This window comes from Enterococcus mundtii, from assembly GCF_002813755.1.
Taxonomy (GTDB): domain Bacteria; phylum Bacillota; class Bacilli; order Lactobacillales; family Enterococcaceae; genus Enterococcus_B; species Enterococcus_B mundtii.
The window spans coordinates 3,144,766-3,163,705 of record NZ_CP018061.1; the positions used below are offsets into that span (position 1 = coordinate 3,144,766).

General features: G+C 39.5%; 26 protein-coding genes. 22 read left to right on the top strand and 4 right to left on the bottom strand.

The window, feature by feature from the left end; translation table 11 throughout:
* The first annotated feature begins 52 nt into the window (after positions 1-52).
* Complete coding sequence (locus tag EM4838_RS14600) at positions 53-868, top strand: purine-nucleoside phosphorylase (protein WP_010734482.1); 816 nt, start codon at positions 53-55, stop codon at positions 866-868.
* Positions 869-891: 23 nt separating this feature from the next.
* Complete coding sequence (deoD, locus tag EM4838_RS14605) at positions 892-1,599, top strand: purine-nucleoside phosphorylase (protein ID WP_019723069.1); 708 nt, start codon at positions 892-894, stop codon at positions 1,597-1,599.
* 380 nt (positions 1,600-1,979) lie between these two features.
* Here the strand turns inward: deoD and EM4838_RS14610 are convergent, their stop codons facing one another.
* The gene (locus EM4838_RS14610; RefSeq protein WP_071867737.1) at positions 1,980-2,837 is read right to left on the bottom strand and encodes a carbohydrate binding domain-containing protein; all 858 of its coding nucleotides are present in this window, start codon (positions 2,835-2,837) and stop codon (positions 1,980-1,982) included.
* 526 nt (positions 2,838-3,363) lie between these two features.
* Here EM4838_RS14610 and EM4838_RS17180 point away from each other — a divergent pair.
* Positions 3,364-3,666, top strand: coding sequence for a CPBP family intramembrane glutamic endopeptidase (locus EM4838_RS17180; RefSeq protein WP_373865804.1), 303 nt, complete (start codon positions 3,364-3,366; stop codon positions 3,664-3,666).
* Between the two features lie 468 nt (positions 3,667-4,134).
* Here the strand turns inward: EM4838_RS17180 and EM4838_RS14620 are convergent, their stop codons facing one another.
* The 3 genes from EM4838_RS14620 to rpiA all read right to left on the bottom strand — a co-directional run bounded on the left by EM4838_RS14620 (position 4,135) and on the right by rpiA (position 6,477).
* Positions 4,135-4,821: a 2,3-diphosphoglycerate-dependent phosphoglycerate mutase gene (locus EM4838_RS14620; protein ID WP_010734478.1), complete on the bottom strand. Its 687-nt coding sequence runs from the start codon at positions 4,819-4,821 to the stop codon at positions 4,135-4,137.
* A 276-nt stretch (positions 4,822-5,097) separates the two neighbouring features.
* On the bottom strand, positions 5,098-5,682 hold the full coding sequence (locus EM4838_RS14625; protein WP_019723066.1) for a recombinase family protein: 585 nt from the start codon (positions 5,680-5,682) through the stop codon (positions 5,098-5,100).
* Between the two features lie 111 nt (positions 5,683-5,793).
* On the bottom strand, positions 5,794-6,477 hold the full coding sequence (gene rpiA / locus EM4838_RS14630) for a ribose-5-phosphate isomerase RpiA (RefSeq protein WP_071867735.1): 684 nt from the start codon (positions 6,475-6,477) through the stop codon (positions 5,794-5,796).
* Positions 6,478-6,783: 306 nt separating this feature from the next.
* Here rpiA and rpsL point away from each other — a divergent pair, with 306 nt between their 5' ends.
* The 19 genes from rpsL to rplE all read left to right on the top strand — a co-directional run bounded on the left by rpsL (position 6,784) and on the right by rplE (position 18,926).
* Entirely contained in the window at positions 6,784-7,197 is a 414-nt protein-coding gene (gene rpsL / locus EM4838_RS14635; protein ID WP_010734475.1) for a 30S ribosomal protein S12, read from the top strand.
* A 91-nt stretch (positions 7,198-7,288) separates the two neighbouring features.
* A complete protein-coding gene (gene rpsG, locus EM4838_RS14640) occupies positions 7,289-7,759 on the top strand; it encodes a 30S ribosomal protein S7 (protein ID WP_010734474.1) in 471 nt (156 codons plus the stop codon).
* 78 nt (positions 7,760-7,837) lie between these two features.
* Positions 7,838-9,922 carry an elongation factor G gene (fusA, locus tag EM4838_RS14645; RefSeq protein WP_010734473.1) on the top strand — a complete coding sequence of 695 codons (2,085 nt, stop codon included), beginning with the start codon at positions 7,838-7,840 and terminating at the stop codon, positions 9,920-9,922.
* A 172-nt stretch (positions 9,923-10,094) separates the two neighbouring features.
* Entirely contained in the window at positions 10,095-11,282 is a 1,188-nt protein-coding gene (gene tuf, locus EM4838_RS14650; RefSeq protein ID WP_010734472.1) for an elongation factor Tu, read from the top strand.
* 241 nt (positions 11,283-11,523) lie between these two features.
* Positions 11,524-11,979, top strand: a complete 456-nt coding sequence (gene tnpA / locus EM4838_RS14655; RefSeq protein WP_100917284.1) for an IS200/IS605 family transposase — start codon at positions 11,524-11,526, stop codon at positions 11,977-11,979.
* 561 nt (positions 11,980-12,540) lie between these two features.
* Positions 12,541-12,849 (top strand): 30S ribosomal protein S10, encoded by a 309-nt coding sequence (gene rpsJ, locus EM4838_RS14660; RefSeq protein WP_010734471.1) that lies wholly within the window; start codon positions 12,541-12,543, stop codon positions 12,847-12,849.
* Positions 12,850-12,880: 31 nt separating this feature from the next.
* Entirely contained in the window at positions 12,881-13,510 is a 630-nt protein-coding gene (gene rplC / locus EM4838_RS14665) for a 50S ribosomal protein L3 (protein ID WP_010734470.1), read from the top strand.
* 27 nt (positions 13,511-13,537) lie between these two features.
* Positions 13,538-14,161: a 50S ribosomal protein L4 gene (gene rplD, locus EM4838_RS14670; RefSeq protein WP_010734469.1), complete on the top strand. Its 624-nt coding sequence runs from the start codon at positions 13,538-13,540 to the stop codon at positions 14,159-14,161.
* Positions 14,161-14,451: a 50S ribosomal protein L23 gene (gene rplW, locus EM4838_RS14675; protein WP_002290449.1), complete on the top strand. Its 291-nt coding sequence runs from the start codon at positions 14,161-14,163 to the stop codon at positions 14,449-14,451. The genes rplD and rplW overlap by 1 nt, the downstream gene beginning before the upstream one ends.
* A 38-nt stretch (positions 14,452-14,489) precedes the next feature.
* Positions 14,490-15,320, top strand: coding sequence for a 50S ribosomal protein L2 (gene rplB / locus EM4838_RS14680; RefSeq protein ID WP_010734468.1), 831 nt, complete (start codon positions 14,490-14,492; stop codon positions 15,318-15,320).
* Between the two features lie 42 nt (positions 15,321-15,362).
* Entirely contained in the window at positions 15,363-15,641 is a 279-nt protein-coding gene (gene rpsS / locus EM4838_RS14685; RefSeq protein ID WP_010734467.1) for a 30S ribosomal protein S19, read from the top strand.
* Positions 15,642-15,663: 22 nt separating this feature from the next.
* Positions 15,664-16,011, top strand: a complete 348-nt coding sequence (gene rplV / locus EM4838_RS14690; protein ID WP_010734466.1) for a 50S ribosomal protein L22 — start codon at positions 15,664-15,666, stop codon at positions 16,009-16,011.
* A gap of 13 nt (positions 16,012-16,024) precedes the next feature.
* Positions 16,025-16,681: a 30S ribosomal protein S3 gene (gene rpsC / locus EM4838_RS14695; RefSeq protein WP_010734465.1), complete on the top strand. Its 657-nt coding sequence runs from the start codon at positions 16,025-16,027 to the stop codon at positions 16,679-16,681.
* Positions 16,682-16,683: 2 nt separating this feature from the next.
* Positions 16,684-17,118, top strand: coding sequence for a 50S ribosomal protein L16 (rplP, locus tag EM4838_RS14700; protein WP_010734464.1), 435 nt, complete (start codon positions 16,684-16,686; stop codon positions 17,116-17,118).
* Positions 17,108-17,296 carry a 50S ribosomal protein L29 gene (gene rpmC, locus EM4838_RS14705; protein ID WP_002288664.1) on the top strand — a complete coding sequence of 63 codons (189 nt, stop codon included), beginning with the start codon at positions 17,108-17,110 and terminating at the stop codon, positions 17,294-17,296. Before rplP ends, rpmC begins: the two co-directional genes overlap by 11 nt.
* A gap of 24 nt (positions 17,297-17,320) precedes the next feature.
* A complete protein-coding gene (gene rpsQ / locus EM4838_RS14710; protein ID WP_010734463.1) occupies positions 17,321-17,587 on the top strand; it encodes a 30S ribosomal protein S17 in 267 nt (88 codons plus the stop codon).
* 57 nt (positions 17,588-17,644) lie between these two features.
* On the top strand, positions 17,645-18,013 hold the full coding sequence (gene rplN / locus EM4838_RS14715; protein WP_010734462.1) for a 50S ribosomal protein L14: 369 nt from the start codon (positions 17,645-17,647) through the stop codon (positions 18,011-18,013).
* A 36-nt stretch (positions 18,014-18,049) separates the two neighbouring features.
* Positions 18,050-18,358 carry a 50S ribosomal protein L24 gene (rplX, locus tag EM4838_RS14720; protein WP_010734461.1) on the top strand — a complete coding sequence of 103 codons (309 nt, stop codon included), beginning with the start codon at positions 18,050-18,052 and terminating at the stop codon, positions 18,356-18,358.
* 28 nt (positions 18,359-18,386) lie between these two features.
* Positions 18,387-18,926: a 50S ribosomal protein L5 gene (gene rplE / locus EM4838_RS14725; protein ID WP_010734460.1), complete on the top strand. Its 540-nt coding sequence runs from the start codon at positions 18,387-18,389 to the stop codon at positions 18,924-18,926.
* Positions 18,927-18,940: the final 14 nt, after the last annotated feature.

Consider the following 18,940-nt stretch of genomic DNA (forward strand, 5'->3'; position numbering starts at 1 on the left):
GCTTTATTATGTAAGATAGAATAATCAAAATTTTATATATAGGAGAAAAACAATGAAATTAAATGAGATGTTACAAGAGACGACTGCGTTTATCAAAAGCAAAGGTGTCGGAACGATCGATTTTGGCATGATCTTAGGTTCAGGTTTAGGTGAATTAGCAGAGGAGATTGAAGAAGCAATCGTGATTCCTTATGATAAGATTCCGTTCTTTCCAACTTCGACAGTCGTTGGACATGCAGGTCAACTTGTTTACGGAACGCTTTCAGGCAAAAAAGTATTGGCGATGCAAGGACGTTTCCATTTTTATGAAGGTCATTCGATGCAAACAGTCACTTATCCTGTACGAGTGATGGCTGCGTTAGGCGCGCATTCAGTTGTTGTGACCAATGCGTGTGGTGGCGTGAATGAATCATTTGCACCAGGTGATTTGATGCTGATCACGGATCATATCAACTTTACAGGTCAAAATCCATTGATTGGACCTAATGATGAAGAAATGGGTCCTCGTTTCCCTGATATGAGTGAAGCTTACACAAAAGCGTATCGTGAAATGGCAAAAGCAGCAGCGACATCATTAGACGTAGAATTAAAAGAAGGCGTGTATATGGGCTATTCTGGTCCAACTTATGAAACACCCGCTGAGATTCGTATGTCTCGCGTGATGGGAGCAGATGCAGTGGGCATGTCGACTGTACCAGAAGTCATTGTTGCAGCTCATAGCGGGTTGAAGGTCTTAGGAATTTCTTGTATCACCAACTTGGCTGCTGGTATGCAAGCAAACTTGAATCACGAAGAAGTCGTTGAAACAACTGAGAGAGTCAAACAAACATTTAAATCATTGATCAAAGAAACACTTTCTTTACTATAAAAAATTGATTGAGAGGTCTGGAAATGAGTGTTCATATTGAAGCAAAACCAGGAGAGATCGCAGACAAGATTTTACTTCCTGGCGATCCACTAAGAGCGAAGTATATTGCAGAAACTTTTTTAGAGAATCCCGTTTGCTATAACCAAGTACGCGGTATGCTTGGTTATACTGGAACGTATAAAGGCGAAAGAGTCTCTGTTCAAGGAACAGGAATGGGTATGCCTTCAGCGATGATCTATGCGCATGAGTTGGTCAATTCCTATGACGTAAAAAAATTGATTCGTGTTGGCACGTGCGGTGCCTTGTCAAAAGACGTACACGTTCGCGACTTGGTGTTAGCACAAGGAGCTGCGACTAGTTCTTCCATGATTGAGAAGGATTTCAACGCCTTCCACTTTCCACCAATCTGTGATTTTGACTTGTTGTTAAAAGCATACGAAGTAGCGAAAGAAAAGGGTTTTACTACACACGTCGGCAATGTACTATCAGAAGATTCTTTCTACAAAGACGATTTGACAGAAACATTCAAGTTAGCAGAACTTGGTGTGATGGGCGTGGAAATGGAAGCTGCTGCGTTGTATTATCTAGGTGCAAAATACCACGTGCAAACACTAGCGATCATGACGGTCAGTGACCATCTGATCACCGGTGAAGAAACAACTGCCAGCGAACGTCAGACAACATTCAATGACATGATTGAAGTAGGATTGGAAACGGCGATTCAAGGATAAAGTAATAATTAAACAGCAAGAAAGTGTGACTGCCTAAACTTCTATTAATAGAAAATTGGCAGTCACATTTTTTCGCAGAAACTGTCTCACATAACCTGAAATCAATGGCAACCGTTGTTTCAGTTACTTCGAGAGTCCTTCTAAAGTCAACCATTTGAATGTCTAAAATGTGAATCGACATTCCTTCCGTTGCAGACGAATGGCACAATCTTAACCAAATAAAAAAGAACAGAAAGAAGCGAGTTACGCTCTTTCTGTTCCGAACTAGGCACCAACAGGATGTGACAAATGAGTCATATCCTGGTGGTGGCTTCGTCTAGATGAATACCTTAATCATTTATTTGCTCACGTAATATGGTATGATTTATGGTCATTTATGATTAAAACAAATCTGCTCCAATAGTATATGATTCTAACAATACTCGTCCTGGTAAATGTTGTCCTGGGTGTCCAGGTACTCTATGAACTTGGATGACTTGACCTGCAGTACCAGCAATGGTTTGTCGTATTTGGATGTTGCCATCAATGAATCTTCTAGAGGAATAGTAATTGATTCCATTATGTGTCTCAAAAAGATATCTTCCATCAACAGTTACGACTAGTCTTTCTCGGCTGTTGAAACGGTCCTCATCTAAAGTTAAGTAGGCAAATGCCAGATGGCCTTCTCTCCCTACAGATAACAAGCTTGTTTCTGTTACGCCTGTTTCCACTTGGATATTGTCATATTTCGCCCAACCAGTCCATGTAGAGGCGAAGCGCACAAGGTATGTATTTTCAGCGTCTGGAGTCGTAAAGGTAAGTTTGCCACGTTCCCAGTCCTCATTATTATGTTCAACGCGCTCTAATACATCGAAACCGACACCATGATTCATGATCCCTAATTCAACACGTCCTGGTGCTGATTCGCTTGCTGCAACATCATAACTGAATGTATACGTTGTATTTGGTTTTAGAGTGACATACTGATGAACGTTTTCACCATTTGTTGCTAATGCAAAGTTATTACCATTAACTGTTTGAAGTGTGGGATTATTTGAATCTGGATCACTAACGATCCAACGATCAAACCCGTCATTAAAGTCACCATTATGGATATATAATTGTTGCTCAATGGCCTGTTTGCTTGTACTAACGATGTCAGTTGTTGATAGACTTGTTGCGAATGTCGAAACTGGCCCTCCTAGACTTAAAACTACCATTCCTGCTGCCATCATTTTCTTGAAATTGTTTGTAATCATCTTGTATCTCCTCACTATATATATTTTTTTATTTTGTATTTTCTATGTAAGATTCAAATACGATCATCTCTTTGTATCTTACAAATTAATCATAACCGAGAAAATAGCGACTGTGTAAACGCTTTTTTCTCGATAACGTTGATTATTAGAAAAAAATGATAAAATAAAAAGAGTTATAAGGTTGATTTTTATCTAAATTTCATTTATTAGTAACATAAGAAAAGATGGAGAGTTGTGGTGATAGCTCATACAAATGAAAACTTCCTCTTAGAAATAGGATACAAGAATGAGAGGTAAATAATCTTCTACAAAAGCTGTTCACTCCACATATGAACGATTGTCTGGCTGATTCTTCAATGGACATTAGGTTAAAGGGCATTGAAATGGAAGCAGTATTGTGATGCTGTCTAGATATAAACTACAAAGTACAAACATTAGCGATCATAACTGTCAGTGGAAAAAAGTGGAATATTCTTACATAGTAAGTGAATAAATTAAAGGAGAAAGATGAGAAGGCCACAAAATGATGGTGTTGTTATTTTCTGTCATAGTGATTGCCCCAATAAGAGAAGAATTAGTGTACCGTTACCTATTTTTGAGTATAACTGATTCTAATTGGTTAAAATTAGTGTATGGGCTGGTTTCAACAGGATTCTTTTTCTATGGGCATAGCTTTACATATGGTGGAAATCTATACGCAATGACTCAAGTTCTATTTTTGACTTTAGCTACAACCTATCTATACGTGAAAACCAACAATATATTACCTGCTATTATGTTACATAGCTCATATAATCTATTTCTCCTCTCGCTATCTATTGCCCAATAAAAAGCCCAACCTAGAAAGAATAGCTAGGCTGGACTGTTAGTAAAATGTCTTACATAACGAATAAGGTATACAGAACTAATTGGAGTCTACTATATTTTGTCTCCTTGCCTCGCTTTATCTTGTAATAGTAATAGCTGTATGGTGCGAAGAGATAAACTACCACTATTAAAATCGTTCCTAAGATCATAGCTTTTGAAAAAGGAGTTGCTCAGAATTTGTCCATTGTTCATGCGCAATTGGTGTGACAGGGAATAAACCAAACGTTCTTTTTTCTCTCCATGCTACGCCTTCCCTCTTAATTTATTCAAACAGTACTTACTATTATGATCATTAGTTATTATGTAAATTGATGTCACTCGCATTAGATAGCTAAGACTGCCGTCTATCCAATATCTAAAAAAACAGCCCCTTCATCTCTTACAATAAGTAGGAAAGGATGGGGCTGTCTTGTTTATAATAGAGTGTCTATTATAAGTAGTATTTTTTGATGACAGTCAAGTCGTCGTTTAATTCATAAACAAGTGGTTGACCTGTTGGAATTTCAAGATCCATGATGTCTTCATCAGAGATTCCTTCGATGTGTTTTGCTAATGCACGTAAAGAGTTACCATGTGCAGCAACTAAGACAGTTTTGTTGTCTAACAAAGCTGGTGCAATTTCGTCTTGCCAGAATGGCAATGCGCGTTCTAAAGTAACTTTCAAGTTTTCTCCACCAGGTACGTCGCGTTTGTCTAACATTGCATAACGACGATCGTTTGCTGCTGAACCTTCATCAGTTGCTTCCATTAATGGAGGAAGAGTGTCATATGAACGACGCCAGATGTGAACTTGTTCGTCACCGTATTTTTCTGCTGTTTCTTTTTTATTTAATCCTTGTAATTTACCATAATGACGTTCGTTCAAGCGCCATGATTTGATTTGTGGTACCCAAAGTTGATCTGAGTATTCTAAAATCAAGTTACAAGTTTTGATGGCACGAGTTAATACAGAAGTATAAGCAACATCAAATTCGATTCCAGCTTCTTTGATTTTACGTCCGCCTTCTTTTGCTTCTTCGATTCCTTCTGGTGCTAGGTTTACATCTGCCCAACCAGTAAATTGGTTCAATGCATTCCATTCGCTAAGACCGTGACGAGAAAAAACTAATTTTGGCATGTTTAACTCTCCTTTAAAATAAGTGTTATTTCTGAAAATTTCAGTTCTGCCTTATTGTACAATGTTTTTCATAAGATTTCCATTGTAAAATGAAAGCTGTTTGTTTAAAAGACCACAGACGAACTAAAAAAAAGGCTGTAAACAAGCGTTATTACAGAGCTTTCACTCAAAAAACTTGTTTGACAACCTTTTTATCTATTAAGTAAAATAATTTCTGTTTGTTAAGTGTGGGTTCTTTCGATCAATTATTGAAATCAACGGGTTTATACTTGCTAATTAATTGAATAATTGCTGAAGCTCTTTTTCAGGTAGGTTGATATATTTGTAGCAAGTACCGACTGAAACTCCACATTTTGAAGAAATAAATTGGATCGTTTCTTTCTTTTCATAGTAGAGCCGACGAATTTTTTTGATTGTTTTGGCATCGATTTTTGGTCGTCCGCCGATTTTTCCTTTTTTACGTGCTTCATCTAATCCGATCAGCGTGCGTTCTTTGATCAATGCACACTCCATCTCAGCTAATCCTTCCATTAATTGGAAGTAGACCGTCCCCATAGGTTCGCGAGTATCGATTTTTTCTGTGATGCTGACTAGATGTAACCCACGGTCTTTAAATAATTTCGTGAATTCTGTTAGTTGTCTTGTCGATTTTCCTAGATGATGAAGCTGGCAAATCACTAATGTATCGCCTTGCTCCATTTTTTCGATGACTTTTTCTAAACAAATGGCGTCAGATAAACTGTCTTTTTGACCATACGTTTCGTGAAAAATTTCGTGACAACCAAAATCAGAGAGTTTTTGCATTTGAGCCGTCAAATCGACATCATTGATAGTTGTACGTGCATAACCGATAATCTTCATGGTGATTCCTTTCTAGCAAAGTTTTCTAAGTGTTTGAGACAAGTAAAAATGTAGCATAAAGTAACTGAAAAAGATAGTTTTTTTAGGCATTTTCAACGAATCTCTTTCGCATTATTTTTGAAAGGGAGTATCGAGTACAGACACGCCATTTTCAGAGGCAACGACAACCTTTGAAACCATATTTAAAAACAAGCCGTGTTCGACGACACCGACTAATTGATCCAAATAAGTCGCTAATTTTTCGGGATCCTCGATTCGTTCTAAATGAAGGTCAATAATATAATGCCCACTATCTGTTACGACGGTCTCCCCAGTTTCTGTGTGACGTAATACAGGCTGATAGTTTTTTTCTTCAAAAAGACGCATCAGTTGTTGAGAACCATAAGGGATGACTTCGACAGGGAGTGGAAAGCGCCCTAGTTGATCCACCATTTTTGATCCATCGACGATCCAGATCGTTTGTTTTGAATAAGATGCAACAATCTTTTCAAATAAAAGAGCAGCACCGCCACCTTTGATTCCCTGAAAATCGGCACTGATTTCATCGGCACCATCGATCGTCAAATCGACGACTGGGACTTCATCAATACTTTTCAAAGGGATACCTAAGCTTTCTGCTTGTGCTTTTGTACCGCTAGAAGTAGTGACACCAGTGATTTTCAATCCTTCTTCGCGCATGCGTCGGCCAATTTCTTCTACCATATAATAGGCAGTAGAACCAGTTCCAAGTCCAACGATCATGCCATCTTCAACAAATTCTGCCGCTTTAATGCCTACTAATTGCTTTAAGTTCATTTCTATCCCTCCAGCATTTTTATAGCTCTTTAACTGCTATTTTATCTTGATTTAATCGAAAAAGATAGGGAGCATAACACAATTTTTATAGGATCGAAAAAAATGTATATGTTTGGTTGACATTCTTTTTTATCCGTGATATTCTAACCAAGGTGCTTTATCTACAGGTCTCTGTTAAGAGACGTGCTGACTGTTTATCAAAGCATATTTGATAAAGATGCATAACTGCATTTATTTTTTATCGCAAAAAAAGAACCACCTGGATGTGTGGAACTAGATGTGAATCGTGGGAAGGAGGAACTAGGAATGCCTACAATTAACCAATTAGTACGTAAACCTCGTAAATCAAAGGTGGAAAAATCTAATTCACCTGCTTTGAACAAAGGATATAACAGCTTTAAGAAAACTCAAACAAACGTGAACTCTCCTCAAAAACGTGGGGTAGCTACACGTGTGGGAACAATGACACCTAAAAAACCGAACTCAGCTTTACGTAAATATGCTCGTGTTCGTTTGTCAAACTTAATTGAAGTTACTGCTTATATCCCAGGGATTGGTCACAATTTACAAGAGCATAGCGTGGTACTATTACGCGGTGGACGTGTAAAAGACTTACCAGGGGTACGTTATCATATCGTTCGTGGTGCACTAGATACTGCTGGTGTGAACGACCGTAAACAAAGCCGTTCTAAATACGGTACGAAAAGACCTAAAGCTTAATTTTAATTATTTACTACAAATGAAAATCGAACCTACTATATAATAGTCGTTCGATCAACTATGAAGAATATTTCGGAAGGAGGAGTTACGGATGCCACGTAAAGGTCCTGTTGCAAAACGTGATGTTTTACCAGATCCTATTTATAACTCAAAATTAGTAACTCGCTTGATCAACCGTGTAATGGTTGATGGAAAACGCGGTGTTGCTGCTAATATTATCTATAATGCCTTTGATTTGATCAAAGAATCTACAGGTAACGATCCATTAGAAGTGTTTGAACAAGCAATGAACAATGTTATGCCTGTTCTTGAAGTTAAAGCACGTCGTGTTGGGGGTTCAAACTATCAAGTACCAGTTGAAGTTCGCCCTGAACGTCGTACGACTTTAGCGCTACGTTGGGTAGTTAACTACGCTCGCTTGCGCGGTGAACACACAATGGAAGAACGCTTAGCGAAAGAAATCATGGACGCTGCAAACAATACTGGAGCTTCTGTTAAAAAACGCGAAGACACACACAAAATGGCAGACGCGAACCGCGCATTTGCTCATTATCGTTGGTAAGATCCTCTCTGTCTGTCGGCTAACCCCACAGCAGAAAGTCAATTTACAATCGATTTAAACAAAGAGAGGAGTAAGAAAATGGCAAGAGAATTTTCGCTAGAAAAAACTCGTAATATTGGTATCATGGCTCACGTTGATGCAGGTAAAACTACAACAACAGAGCGTATCTTGTACTATACTGGTAAAATCCATAAAATCGGTGAAACTCACGAAGGAGCTTCACAGATGGACTGGATGGAACAAGAACAAGAACGTGGTATCACGATTACATCTGCTGCCACTACTGCGCAGTGGAAAGGTTACCGCGTAAATATCATCGATACACCAGGACACGTAGACTTCACAATCGAAGTTCAACGTTCTCTACGTGTATTGGATGGTGCTGTAACTGTACTTGATGCACAATCAGGTGTTGAACCTCAAACTGAAACTGTTTGGCGTCAAGCAACTGAGTACCGAGTACCTCGTATCGTATTCTGTAACAAAATGGATAAAATCGGTGCAGACTTCTTATACTCAGTAAAATCATTGCACGATCGCTTACAAGCGAACGCGCATCCAATCCAATTGCCAATCGGTTCTGAAGATAACTTCACAGGTATCATTGACTTGGTAACGATGAAAGCAGAGATCTACACAAACGATCTAGGCACAGACATCCAAGAAACTGAAATCCCTGAAGAATATGCAGAACAAGCACAAGAATGGCGTGAAAAATTAGTCGAAGCTGTTGCTGAAACAGACGAAGAACTAATGATGAAATATCTTGAAGGTGAAGAAATCACTCAAGAAGAATTGATTGCCGGTATCCGCCGTGCAACAATCAACGTTGAGTTCTTCCCTGTGTTAGCTGGTTCAGCATTCAAGAATAAAGGGGTCCAATTGATGTTGGATGCTGTTCTTGATTACTTGCCATCACCACTAGATATCGAAGCAATCAAAGGTATTGACTCAAAAACAGACGAAGAAACAACTCGTCCTGCAGATGACGAAGCTCCTTTTGCTTCATTAGCATTTAAAGTAATGACTGACCCATTCGTAGGTCGTCTAACTTTCTTCCGTGTCTACTCTGGTGTCCTTGAAAGTGGTTCATACGTATTGAACGCATCAAAAGGCAAAAAAGAGCGTATCGGTCGTATTCTACAAATGCACGCAAACACACGTCAAGAAATCGACAAAGTGTATTCAGGTGATATCGCCGCTGCTGTTGGATTGAAAGATACTACAACAGGGGACACATTGTGTGCGTTAGATGCACCAGTTATCCTTGAATCAATCGAATTCCCAGAACCAGTTATCCAAGTCGCTGTTGAGCCTAAATCAAAAGCTGACCAAGATAAAATGGGTGTTGCGTTGCAAAAACTTGCAGAAGAAGATCCTTCATTCCGTGTTGAAACAAACGTTGAAACAGGTGAAACAGTTATCTCAGGTATGGGTGAGTTGCACTTGGACGTATTAGTAGACCGTATGAAACGCGAATTTAAAGTTGAAGCAAACGTTGGTGCGCCTCAAGTTTCTTACCGCGAAACATTCCGTGAAGCAACAAAAGCGGAAGGTAAATTCGTACGTCAGTCTGGTGGTAAAGGTCAATACGGTCACGTATGGGTTGAATTTACACCAAACGAAGAAGGAAAAGGCTTCGAATTCGAAAACGCAATCGTTGGTGGTGTGGTTCCACGTGAATACATCCCAGCAGTTGAAAAAGGATTAGAAGAATCAATGAATAACGGTGTTCTTGCTGGATACCCATTAGTGGATATCAAAGCAAAACTTTACGATGGTTCATACCATGACGTCGATTCAAATGAAACAGCGTTCCGTGTTGCTGCATCAATGGCTCTAAGAGCTGCTGCAAAACACGCACGTCCTGTGATCCTTGAACCAATGATGAAAGTTACGATTACTGTACCAGAAGATTACTTAGGTGATATCATGGGACACGTAACAAGCCGACGCGGACGTGTTGAAGGAATGGAAGCACACGGTAATTCACAAATCGTTAATGCAATCGTTCCATTGGCAGAAATGTTCGGATACGCGACTACATTGCGTTCAGCAACTCAAGGTCGTGGTACATTCATGATGGTATTTGACCACTACGAAGACGTACCGAAATCTGTTCAAGAAGAAATCATTAAGAAAAACGGCGGAAAAGCTGAATAATTTCTTAAAGCAAGGTAGTCTCGTGAAGAGATTTATCTAGAGACTGTATTTTTTATGCAGTTTCGTGTAAAATAACTTTTGATGATACGGGCATGTGATCGGCAATTTTGTCTATCACATACCTATCAGACAAATAAAAATTAAACTGTAATTTTAGGGAGGATATTTTAAAATGGCAAAAGAAAAATTTGACCGTTCGAAACCACACGTTAACATTGGTACTATCGGACACGTTGACCATGGTAAAACAACTTTAACAGCTGCAATCACAACTGTACTATCTAAGAAAAACGGCGGCCAAGCAATGGCTTACGATCAAATCGATGGTGCTCCTGAAGAACGCGAACGCGGAATCACTATTTCAACAGCTCACGTTGAGTACGAAACTGACGCACGTCACTATGCTCACGTTGACTGCCCAGGACACGCGGACTACGTTAAAAACATGATCACTGGTGCTGCTCAAATGGACGGAGCAATCTTAGTTGTTTCTGCTGCTGACGGCCCTATGCCTCAAACTCGTGAACACATCCTATTATCTCGTCAAGTTGGTGTACCATACATCGTTGTATTCTTGAACAAAGTAGATATGGTTGATGACGAAGAATTACTTGAATTAGTTGAAATGGAAGTTCGTGACCTATTAACAGAATACGAATTCCCTGGTGACGATGTTCCTGTAATCGCTGGTTCAGCTTTAAGAGCTTTAGAAGGCGACGCTTCATACGAAGAAAAAATTCTTGAATTGATGGCTGCAGTTGACGAATATATCCCAACTCCAGAACGTGATAACGACAAACCATTCATGATGCCAGTTGAGGACGTATTCTCAATCACTGGTCGTGGTACTGTTGCTACAGGACGTGTTGAACGTGGACAAGTTCGTGTTGGTGACGTTATCGATATCGTTGGTATCGCAGAAGAAACAGCTCAAACAACTGTAACTGGTGTTGAAATGTTCCGTAAATTATTAGACTACGCTGAAGCAGGCGATAACATTGGTGCGTTACTACGTGGTGTTTCACGTGAAGACATCCAACGTGGTCAAGTTTTAGCTAAACCAGGTACAATCACACCTCATACAAAATTCTCTGCAGAAGTATACGTGTTGACTAAAGAAGAAGGTGGACGTCATACTCCATTCTTCACTAACTACCGTCCACAATTCTACTTCCGTACGACTGACGTAACTGGTGTTGTTGAATTACCAGAAGGAACTGAAATGGTTATGCCTGGCGACAACGTAACAATGGAAGTTGAATTAATCCACCCAATCGCTATCGAAAATGGTACTAAATTCTCAATCCGTGAAGGCGGACGTACAGTTGGTGCCGGTGTCGTTACAGAAATCAAAGCTTAATTCATTTTAAACCTAACAAAGTAACATTTATTCGGACGTTGAAGTTCGAGGTAAGGATCTTGATCCTTTGCCTCGAACTTTTTTTATTATTGTCTTTAGACCAAGTTGAGCTCGCAAAGCGAGTGAAACAGAAAACCACCTGCTATGCGGGTGGGGAATAAAAGGTTCTACCAAAAAGCCCTTCCTATCGTTAAAATATGATTGTTCAGGTCATATTGATAACGAAAGGAAGGGAAAAGAAATGGCTAATAAAGCAAATAGTTTAGCCCATACAAAGTGGCTGTGCAAATACCACATTGTATTCACACCAAAGTATAGAAGAAAAATCATCTATAATCAATATCGAGCAAGTATTCAAGAAATTATCAAACGACTATGTAAGTATAAGGGAGTAGAAATCTTGGAAGGACATATGATGCCAGATCACGTCCATCTATTATTGAGTATCCCACCAAAAATAAGCGTGTCAAGTTTTATGGGTTATCTTAAAGGAAAGAGTGCATTGATGATTTTTGATAAACATGCAAATTTAAAATATAAATTTGGCAATCGACATTTTTGGGCAGAAGGATATTATGTAAGCACAGTGGGATTGAATGAAGCGACCATAAGGAAATACATTCAAGAACAAGAGAAACATGATATAGCGCTAGATAAATTGAGCGTTCGAGAATACGAGGACCCTTTTAAGGGTTAGAGAGTAGAACAAACACCTTTTTAAAGGTAGGCAAAAGTGACAAAGGCAATATGGCTTGAACATGAAATGAGAAAGCCAGCGTCTTTAGGCGCTGGCCGGTGTTAAGGGCTTATAGCCCTAGAGCAAACCACCCTTTTGAAGGGTGGTTATGATTTGAGCAAACGATTCGTTAGGAGAGAGGCTATGAAATAGGGGAATATCCAAAAATATTCTTAATATGTAGTGAATTTTCTTTTTTATCTAAATAGGTGAATGAAAATCGGAAGGAAAACAACAAATCCTCCTATAAATAGAGAAGGATTTCTCGTTTTTTAGCTAAATGAAAACTTATGAAAATAAATTGTTTTTTACAGCAAAAAAACCTTGCGTTGTGAATTTAGATATATTATAATGACAAAGGTGCGTTTACCTTAGGTGAATGGCACAGACGAAATCAAAATGATTTTGTCGGCTAAGAAACGAGAGGTTGCGACACGCCCGGACGCTTTGCCACGAACGAGCGTGACGGAAATTTTCGTGGAGCTATGTCTACTTTTCAAAATAGGCGAAGGAGGGAACAAGATGGCAAAACAAAAAATTCGTATCCGTTTAAAAGCGTATGAACACCGTATTTTAGATCAATCAGCGGATAAAATCGTGGAAACTGCAAAAAGAACTGGAGCTGGCGTTTCTGGTCCAATTCCATTACCAACTGAACGCAGTCTTTACACAGTTATTCGTGCGACTCACAAATACAAAGATTCACGCGAACAATTCGAAATGCGTACACACAAACGTCTTATCGACATTGTGAACCCAACACCAAAAACAGTTGATGCTTTAATGAAGCTTGACTTACCATCAGGTGTTAACATCGAAATCAAACTATAAAAACTAAACTAATAATAATGGAGGTGTACTCATGACCAAAGGAATCTTAGGGAAAAAAGTGGGAATGACACAAATCTTCACTGAATCTGGCGAATTAATTCCAGTTACTGTTGTAGAAGCTACGCCAAACGTAGTACTACAAGTAAAAACAATGGAAACTGATGGCTACGAAGCTATTCAAGTTGGTTACCAAGACAAACGTGAAGTTTTATCAAACAAACCTGCGAAAGGTCATGTTGCAAAAGCAAACACGGCTCCTAAGCGCTTCATTCGTGAATTCAAAAATGTTGAGCTAGGAGAATATGAAGTAGGAAAAGAAATTACAGTTGATGTTTTCCAAGCAGGAGACATTATTGATGTAACAGGTACTACGAAAGGTAAAGGATTCCAAGGGGTTATCAAACGTCACGGCCAAAGCCGCGGACCAATGGCTCACGGTTCTCGCTACCATCGTCGTCCTGGGTCAATGGGTCCAGTTGCACCTAACCGTGTATTCAAAAACAAACGTCTTGCTGGCCGTATGGGTGGCAACCGCGTAACTATCCAAAACTTGGAAGTTGTACGTGTAGATGCTGAAAGAAACGTAATCTTGATCAAAGGTAACGTTCCTGGAGCGAAAAAATCATTAATCACTATCAAATCAGCTGTGAAAGCTAAATAATAGTAGGAAGAAAGGAGGAACTAAGGAATGCCGAATGTAGCATTATTCAAACAAGATGGAAGCCAAAACGGTGAAATCACTCTTAACGAAGAAATCTTCGGAATTGAACCAAATGAAAGTGTTGTTTACGACGCAATCGTTATGCAACGCGCATCATTAAGACAAGGAACACATGCGGTTAAAAACCGTAGCGCTGTTCGAGGCGGTGGCCGTAAACCATGGCGTCAAAAAGGAACTGGTCGTGCTCGTCAAGGATCAATCCGTTCACCGCAATGGCGTGGAGGTGGCGTAGTCTTCGGACCAACACCACGTTCTTACAGCTACAAACTTCCTAAAAAAGTTCGTCGTTTAGCAATGAAATCTGTATTGTCAGAAAAAGTTGCTGAAAACAACTTGGTAGCAATCGAAGGATTAAGCTTTGATGCACCAAAAACAAAAGAATTCAAAGAAGTTCTTGCTAAATTATCTATTGACTCTAAAGTATTGGTTGTACTAGAACCTGGTAACGACTTTGCAGCTTTATCTGCACGTAACTTATCAAACGTTTCTGTAGTAACTTCTGACAACGTTAGCGTTCTAGATGTTGTATCAAATACAAAAGTTTTAGCAACACAAACTGCTCTTACTCAAATTGAGGAGGTGCTTGCATAATGAACTTACTAGACGTAATCAAACGCCCAGTGATCACTGAGAAATCAATGCTTGCCATGGATGACAAGAAATATACTTTCGAAGTAGACACTCGCGCAAACAAAACTTTAGTAAAACAAGCGGTTGAAGCTGCTTTTGACGTGAAAGTCAAAAACGTGAACATCGTGAACGTACGTGCGAAATTCAAACGTATGGGCAAATATGCAGGATATACAAAAAAACGTCGCAAAGCGATCGTTACATTGACTGAAGATTCAAAAGAAATCCAATTATTCGAAGCTGCTGAATAAGCAACACTCGATAACTGATTAAATTAGGAGGGGAAAACGTGGCGATTAAAAAGTACAAACCTACCACAAATGGCCGTCGTAACATGACAGGTTCTGATTTTGCTGAAATCACAACATCAACACCTGAAAAAACATTGTTACAGCCATTGAAAAACCATGCTGGACGTAATAACAACGGCCGCATTACTGTACGTCATCAAGGTGGCGGACACAAACGCCAATACCGCGTGATCGATTTCAAACGTAACAAAGACAACGTTGTTGCTACTGTTCAAACGATCGAATATGATCCAAACCGTTCAGCTAACATCGCGTTAGTACATTATGAAGATGGAGTGAAAGCTTACATCTTAGCACCAAAAGGACTACAAGTTGGAATGAAACTTGTTTCAGGTCCTGAAGCAGATATCAAAGTCGGAAATGCTCTTCCTTTAGAAAACATTCCAGTTGGTACTGTGATCCACAATATTGAAATGAAACCTGGTAAAGGTGGACAATTGATCCGTTCTGCTGGTACAAGTGCTCAAGTACTTGGTAAAGAAGGCAAATACGTATTGATCCGCTTGAACTCTGGTGAAGTTCGCATGATCTTAGCTGCATGCCGTGCAACAATCGGTTCTGTAGGTAACGAACAACACGAACTTATCAATATTGGTAAAGCTGGCCGCTCTCGTTGGATGCGTAAACGCCCAACTGTACGTGGTAGCGTAATGAACCCTAACGATCACCCACACGGTGGTGGTGAAGGTAAAGCTCCAATCGGACGTAAAGCTCCAGTTTCTCCTTGGGGTCAACCAGCTCTTGGTTACAAAACTCGTAACAAGAAAGCTAAATCAGACAAACTTATCGTTCGTCGTAAAAATAAATAATTACTTTGACCATGTGTCGCACATTTTGAGAGGAGGTTCACCATGGGTCGTAGTTTAAAGAAAGGGCCTTTCGTTGATGAGCATTTAATGAGTAAAGTTGAAGCTCAAGCAGGGGCCGAAAAGAAAAAAGTAATCAAAACTTGGTCTCGTCGTTCGACAATTTTCCCAAGTTTTGTTGGATATACCATCGCAGTATATGATGGACGTAAACACGTACCAGTTTACATCCAAGAAGATATGGTAGGACACAAATTAGGTGAATTCGCACCAACTAGAACTTATCGTGGGCATGTCGCTGACGACAAGAAAACGAGACGCTAATTCGAGGGGAGGATAAAAGCAAATGGCAGAACAAATCACATCAGCTAAAGCAACTGCAAAAACAGTTCGCACTTCACCTCGTAAAGCGCGTCTAGTAATTGACCTTATCAGAGGTAAAAGTGTTGCGGATGCAATTTCAATTTTGAAATTCACACCAAACAAATCTGCTGGGATCATCGAGAAAGTATTGATGTCAGCAATTGCAAATGCAGAAAACAACTTTGACTTAGATGTTGAGAACTTGGTAGTATCTGAAGCATTTGTTAACGAAGGACCAACAATGAAACGTTTCCGTCCACGTGCAAAAGGTTCAGCTTCACCAATCAACAAACGTACAAGTCATATCACGGTAGTCGTATCAGAAAAATAAGGAGGGATAATCTGTGGGTCAAAAAGTACATCCAATTGGAATGCGTGTAGGCATCATCCGCGACTGGGATGCAAAATGGTTTGCTGAAAAAGAGTATGCAGAGTTCTTACACGAAGATTTAAGAATCCGTAAATTTATTTCAACTAGACTTGCTGATGCTGCTGTATCAACAATTGAAATCGAACGCGCAACTGGCCGCGTAAACATTTCAATCCACACAGCTAAACCAGGTATGGTTATTGGTAAAGGCGGATCTGAAGTCGAAAACCTAAGAAAAGAATTAAACAAATTAACTGGTAAAAGAATCCATATCAACATCGTGGAAATCAAAAAACCAGATTTAGATGCTAAATTAGTAGGTGAAGGAATTGCACGTCAATTAGAAAACCGTGTTGCATTCCGTCGCGCTCAAAAACAAGCGATCCAACGTTCAATGCGTTCTGGCGCTAAAGGGATCAAAACTCAAGTATCTGGACGTCTAAACGGTGCGGATATCGCTCGTTCAGAAGGATACTCAGAAGGAACAGTTCCTCTTCACACTTTGCGTGCGGATATTGATTACGCATGGGAAGAAGCAGATACAACATACGGAAAACTAGGAGTTAAAGTGTGGATCTATCGTGGAGAAATTCTTCCAACTAAAAAAAACACTGAGAAAGGAGGGAAATAAACATGTTAGTACCTAAACGTGTAAAACACCGTCGTGAATTCCGCGGAAAAATGCGTGGTGAAGCAAAAGGCGGAAAAGAAGTAGCATTCGGTGAATACGGCTTACAAGCTGTTGAATCACACTGGATCACAAACCGTCAGATCGAAGCTTCTCGTATTGCTATGACTCGTTACATGAAACGTGGCGGGAAAGTATGGATCAAAATTTTCCCTCATAAATCATATACATCTAAAGCGATCGGCGTTCGTATGGGTAAAGGTAAAGGGGCTCCTGAAGGATGGGTTGCACCAGTAAAACGTGGTAAAATCATGTTTGAAATTGCAGGCGTTTCTGAAGAAGTAGCTCGTGAAGCATTACGTTTAGCTTCTCACAAATTACCAATGAAAACTAAGATCGTAAAACGTGAGGAAATGGGTGGTGAATCGAATGAAGGTTAAAGAAATCAGAGAATTAACCACTGCCGAAATGCTTGATCAAGAAAAACAATTAAAAGAAGAATTGTTTAATCTTAGATTCCAATTAGCAACAGGTCAATTAGAAAACACTGCACGTATTAAAGAAGTACGTAAATCGATTGCACGCATCAAAACAGTTTTGCGTGAACAAGCTAAGTAATTATGGAAGGAGGCCATTAAGCGTATGACTGAAGAAAGAAATCAACGCAAAGTTTATCAAGGTCGCGTGGTATCAGACAAAATGGATAAAACAATTACCGTTGCTGTCGAAACAAAGAAAAACCACCCTATCTACGGTAAACGTATGAACTATTCTAAGAAGTACAAAGTACATGATGAAAACAACACAGCAAAAGTTGGCGACATCGTGAGAATTATGGAAACTCGTCCATTATCAGCTACAAAACGTTTCCGTTTGTTGGAAATAGTCGAAGAAGCAGTTATTATCTAATAACACGAGATTTTCCTATATAGATTGAATGCAAAATCTGAAAGGAGGATACACAACGTGATCCAAGCAGAAAGTCGTTTAAGAATCGCTGATAATTCAGGCGCACGTGAAATTTTGACGATCAAAGTCCTTGGCGGATCTGGTCGCAAAACTGCGAATATCGGTGATGTGATCGTTGCTACGGTTAAACAAGCAACGCCAGGTGGGGTTGTCAAAAAAGGTGACGTCGTTAAAGCCGTTATCGTTCGTACAAAATCAGGAGCTCGTCGTGCAGACGGTTCATATATCAAGTTTGATGAAAATGCTGCAGTGATTATTCGTGATGATAAAAGCCCTCGTGGAACACGTATCTTTGGGCCAGTTGCACGTGAACTACGTGAAAACAACTTCATGAAGATCGTTTCTCTAGCACCAGAAGTTTTATAATCTTGAGACACTTAACAAAGGAGGTGCGAAACAGTTATGTTTGTTAAAAAAGGCGATAAAGTTAAAGTGATCACCGGTAAAGACAAAAACAAAGAAGGCGTTGTATTAGCAGCGTTTCCTAAACAGGATAAAGTGGTTGTCGAAGGTGTGAACATGATCAAAAAACACCAAAAACCTTCTCAAGCTGCTCCTCAAGGTGGAATTGTTGAGATGGAAGCGCCACTTCACGTTTCTAACGTGATGGTCATCGACTCTACTGGTGTAGCTGGCCGAGTTGGCTACAAAGAAGTAGACGGAAAAAAAGTCCGTGTTTCTAAAAAAACCGGTGAAGTTTTAGATAAATAAAAAGTTTAAGGAAGGAGGGTCTTACTGAATGAACCGCCTAAAAGAAAAATATCTTAAAGAAGTAACTCCATCATTGATGGAAAAATTTGACTATAGCTCTGTTATGCAAACACCTAAAGTTGAAAAGATCGTCATCAACATGGGTGTTGGTGATGCGGTATCAAACGCTAAAAACTTAGACAAAGCAGTTGAAGAACTAACTTTGATCACTGGACAAAAACCAATGATCACAAAAGCTAAAAAATCAATCGCTGGATTCCGTTTACGTGAAGGAATGCCAATTGGAGCAAAAGTTACCTTACGCGGAGAAAGAATGTACGAATTTTTAGATAAATTAGTATCAGTTTCTCTACCACGTGTACGTGACTTCCATGGTGTAAGTAAAAAAGCCTTTGATGGTCGTGGAAACTACACTTTAGGTATTAAAGAACAATTGATCTTCCCAGAAGTAGATTATGATTTAGTAGATAAAGTACGTGGTATGGACATCGTCATTGTAACGACAGCGAACACAGATGAAGAATCTCGTGAGTTGTTGACACAATTAGGCATGCCATTCCAAAAATAATTAAAGGAGGCGAA

Excerpts from the sequence above, each read along its gene's own strand:
- rpiA (WP_071867735.1), bottom strand. The coding sequence starts at position 6,477 with ATGAACTTAAAGCAATTAGTAGGCATTAAAGCGGCAGAATTTGTTGAA.
- EM4838_RS14610 (WP_071867737.1), bottom strand. The coding sequence starts at position 2,837 with ATGATTACAAACAATTTCAAGAAAATGATGGCAGCAGGAATGGTAGTT.
- fusA (WP_010734473.1), top strand. The coding sequence starts at position 7,838 with ATGGCAAGAGAATTTTCGCTAGAAAAAACTCGTAATATTGGTATCATG.
- deoD (WP_019723069.1), top strand. The coding sequence starts at position 892 with ATGAGTGTTCATATTGAAGCAAAACCAGGAGAGATCGCAGACAAGATT.
- rpsG (WP_010734474.1), top strand. The coding sequence starts at position 7,289 with ATGCCACGTAAAGGTCCTGTTGCAAAACGTGATGTTTTACCAGATCCT.
- rplE (WP_010734460.1), top strand. The coding sequence starts at position 18,387 with ATGAACCGCCTAAAAGAAAAATATCTTAAAGAAGTAACTCCATCATTG.
- tnpA (WP_100917284.1), top strand. The coding sequence starts at position 11,524 with ATGGCTAATAAAGCAAATAGTTTAGCCCATACAAAGTGGCTGTGCAAA.
- EM4838_RS14625 (WP_019723066.1), bottom strand. The coding sequence starts at position 5,682 with ATGAAGATTATCGGTTATGCACGTACAACTATCAATGATGTCGATTTG.
- EM4838_RS14600 (WP_010734482.1), top strand. The coding sequence starts at position 53 with ATGAAATTAAATGAGATGTTACAAGAGACGACTGCGTTTATCAAAAGC.
- rplD (WP_010734469.1), top strand. The coding sequence starts at position 13,538 with ATGCCGAATGTAGCATTATTCAAACAAGATGGAAGCCAAAACGGTGAA.
- rpsQ (WP_010734463.1), top strand. The coding sequence starts at position 17,321 with ATGACTGAAGAAAGAAATCAACGCAAAGTTTATCAAGGTCGCGTGGTA.
- rplC (WP_010734470.1), top strand. The coding sequence starts at position 12,881 with ATGACCAAAGGAATCTTAGGGAAAAAAGTGGGAATGACACAAATCTTC.
- rplX (WP_010734461.1), top strand. The coding sequence starts at position 18,050 with ATGTTTGTTAAAAAAGGCGATAAAGTTAAAGTGATCACCGGTAAAGAC.
- EM4838_RS17180 (WP_373865804.1), top strand. The coding sequence starts at position 3,364 with ATGGTGTTGTTATTTTCTGTCATAGTGATTGCCCCAATAAGAGAAGAA.
- rplP (WP_010734464.1), top strand. The coding sequence starts at position 16,684 with ATGTTAGTACCTAAACGTGTAAAACACCGTCGTGAATTCCGCGGAAAA.
- rpsS (WP_010734467.1), top strand. The coding sequence starts at position 15,363 with ATGGGTCGTAGTTTAAAGAAAGGGCCTTTCGTTGATGAGCATTTAATG.
- rplW (WP_002290449.1), top strand. The coding sequence starts at position 14,161 with ATGAACTTACTAGACGTAATCAAACGCCCAGTGATCACTGAGAAATCA.
- rpsL (WP_010734475.1), top strand. The coding sequence starts at position 6,784 with ATGCCTACAATTAACCAATTAGTACGTAAACCTCGTAAATCAAAGGTG.
- tuf (WP_010734472.1), top strand. The coding sequence starts at position 10,095 with ATGGCAAAAGAAAAATTTGACCGTTCGAAACCACACGTTAACATTGGT.
- EM4838_RS14620 (WP_010734478.1), bottom strand. The coding sequence starts at position 4,821 with ATGCCAAAATTAGTTTTTTCTCGTCACGGTCTTAGCGAATGGAATGCA.
- rpsJ (WP_010734471.1), top strand. The coding sequence starts at position 12,541 with ATGGCAAAACAAAAAATTCGTATCCGTTTAAAAGCGTATGAACACCGT.
- rpmC (WP_002288664.1), top strand. The coding sequence starts at position 17,108 with ATGAAGGTTAAAGAAATCAGAGAATTAACCACTGCCGAAATGCTTGAT.
- rplV (WP_010734466.1), top strand. The coding sequence starts at position 15,664 with ATGGCAGAACAAATCACATCAGCTAAAGCAACTGCAAAAACAGTTCGC.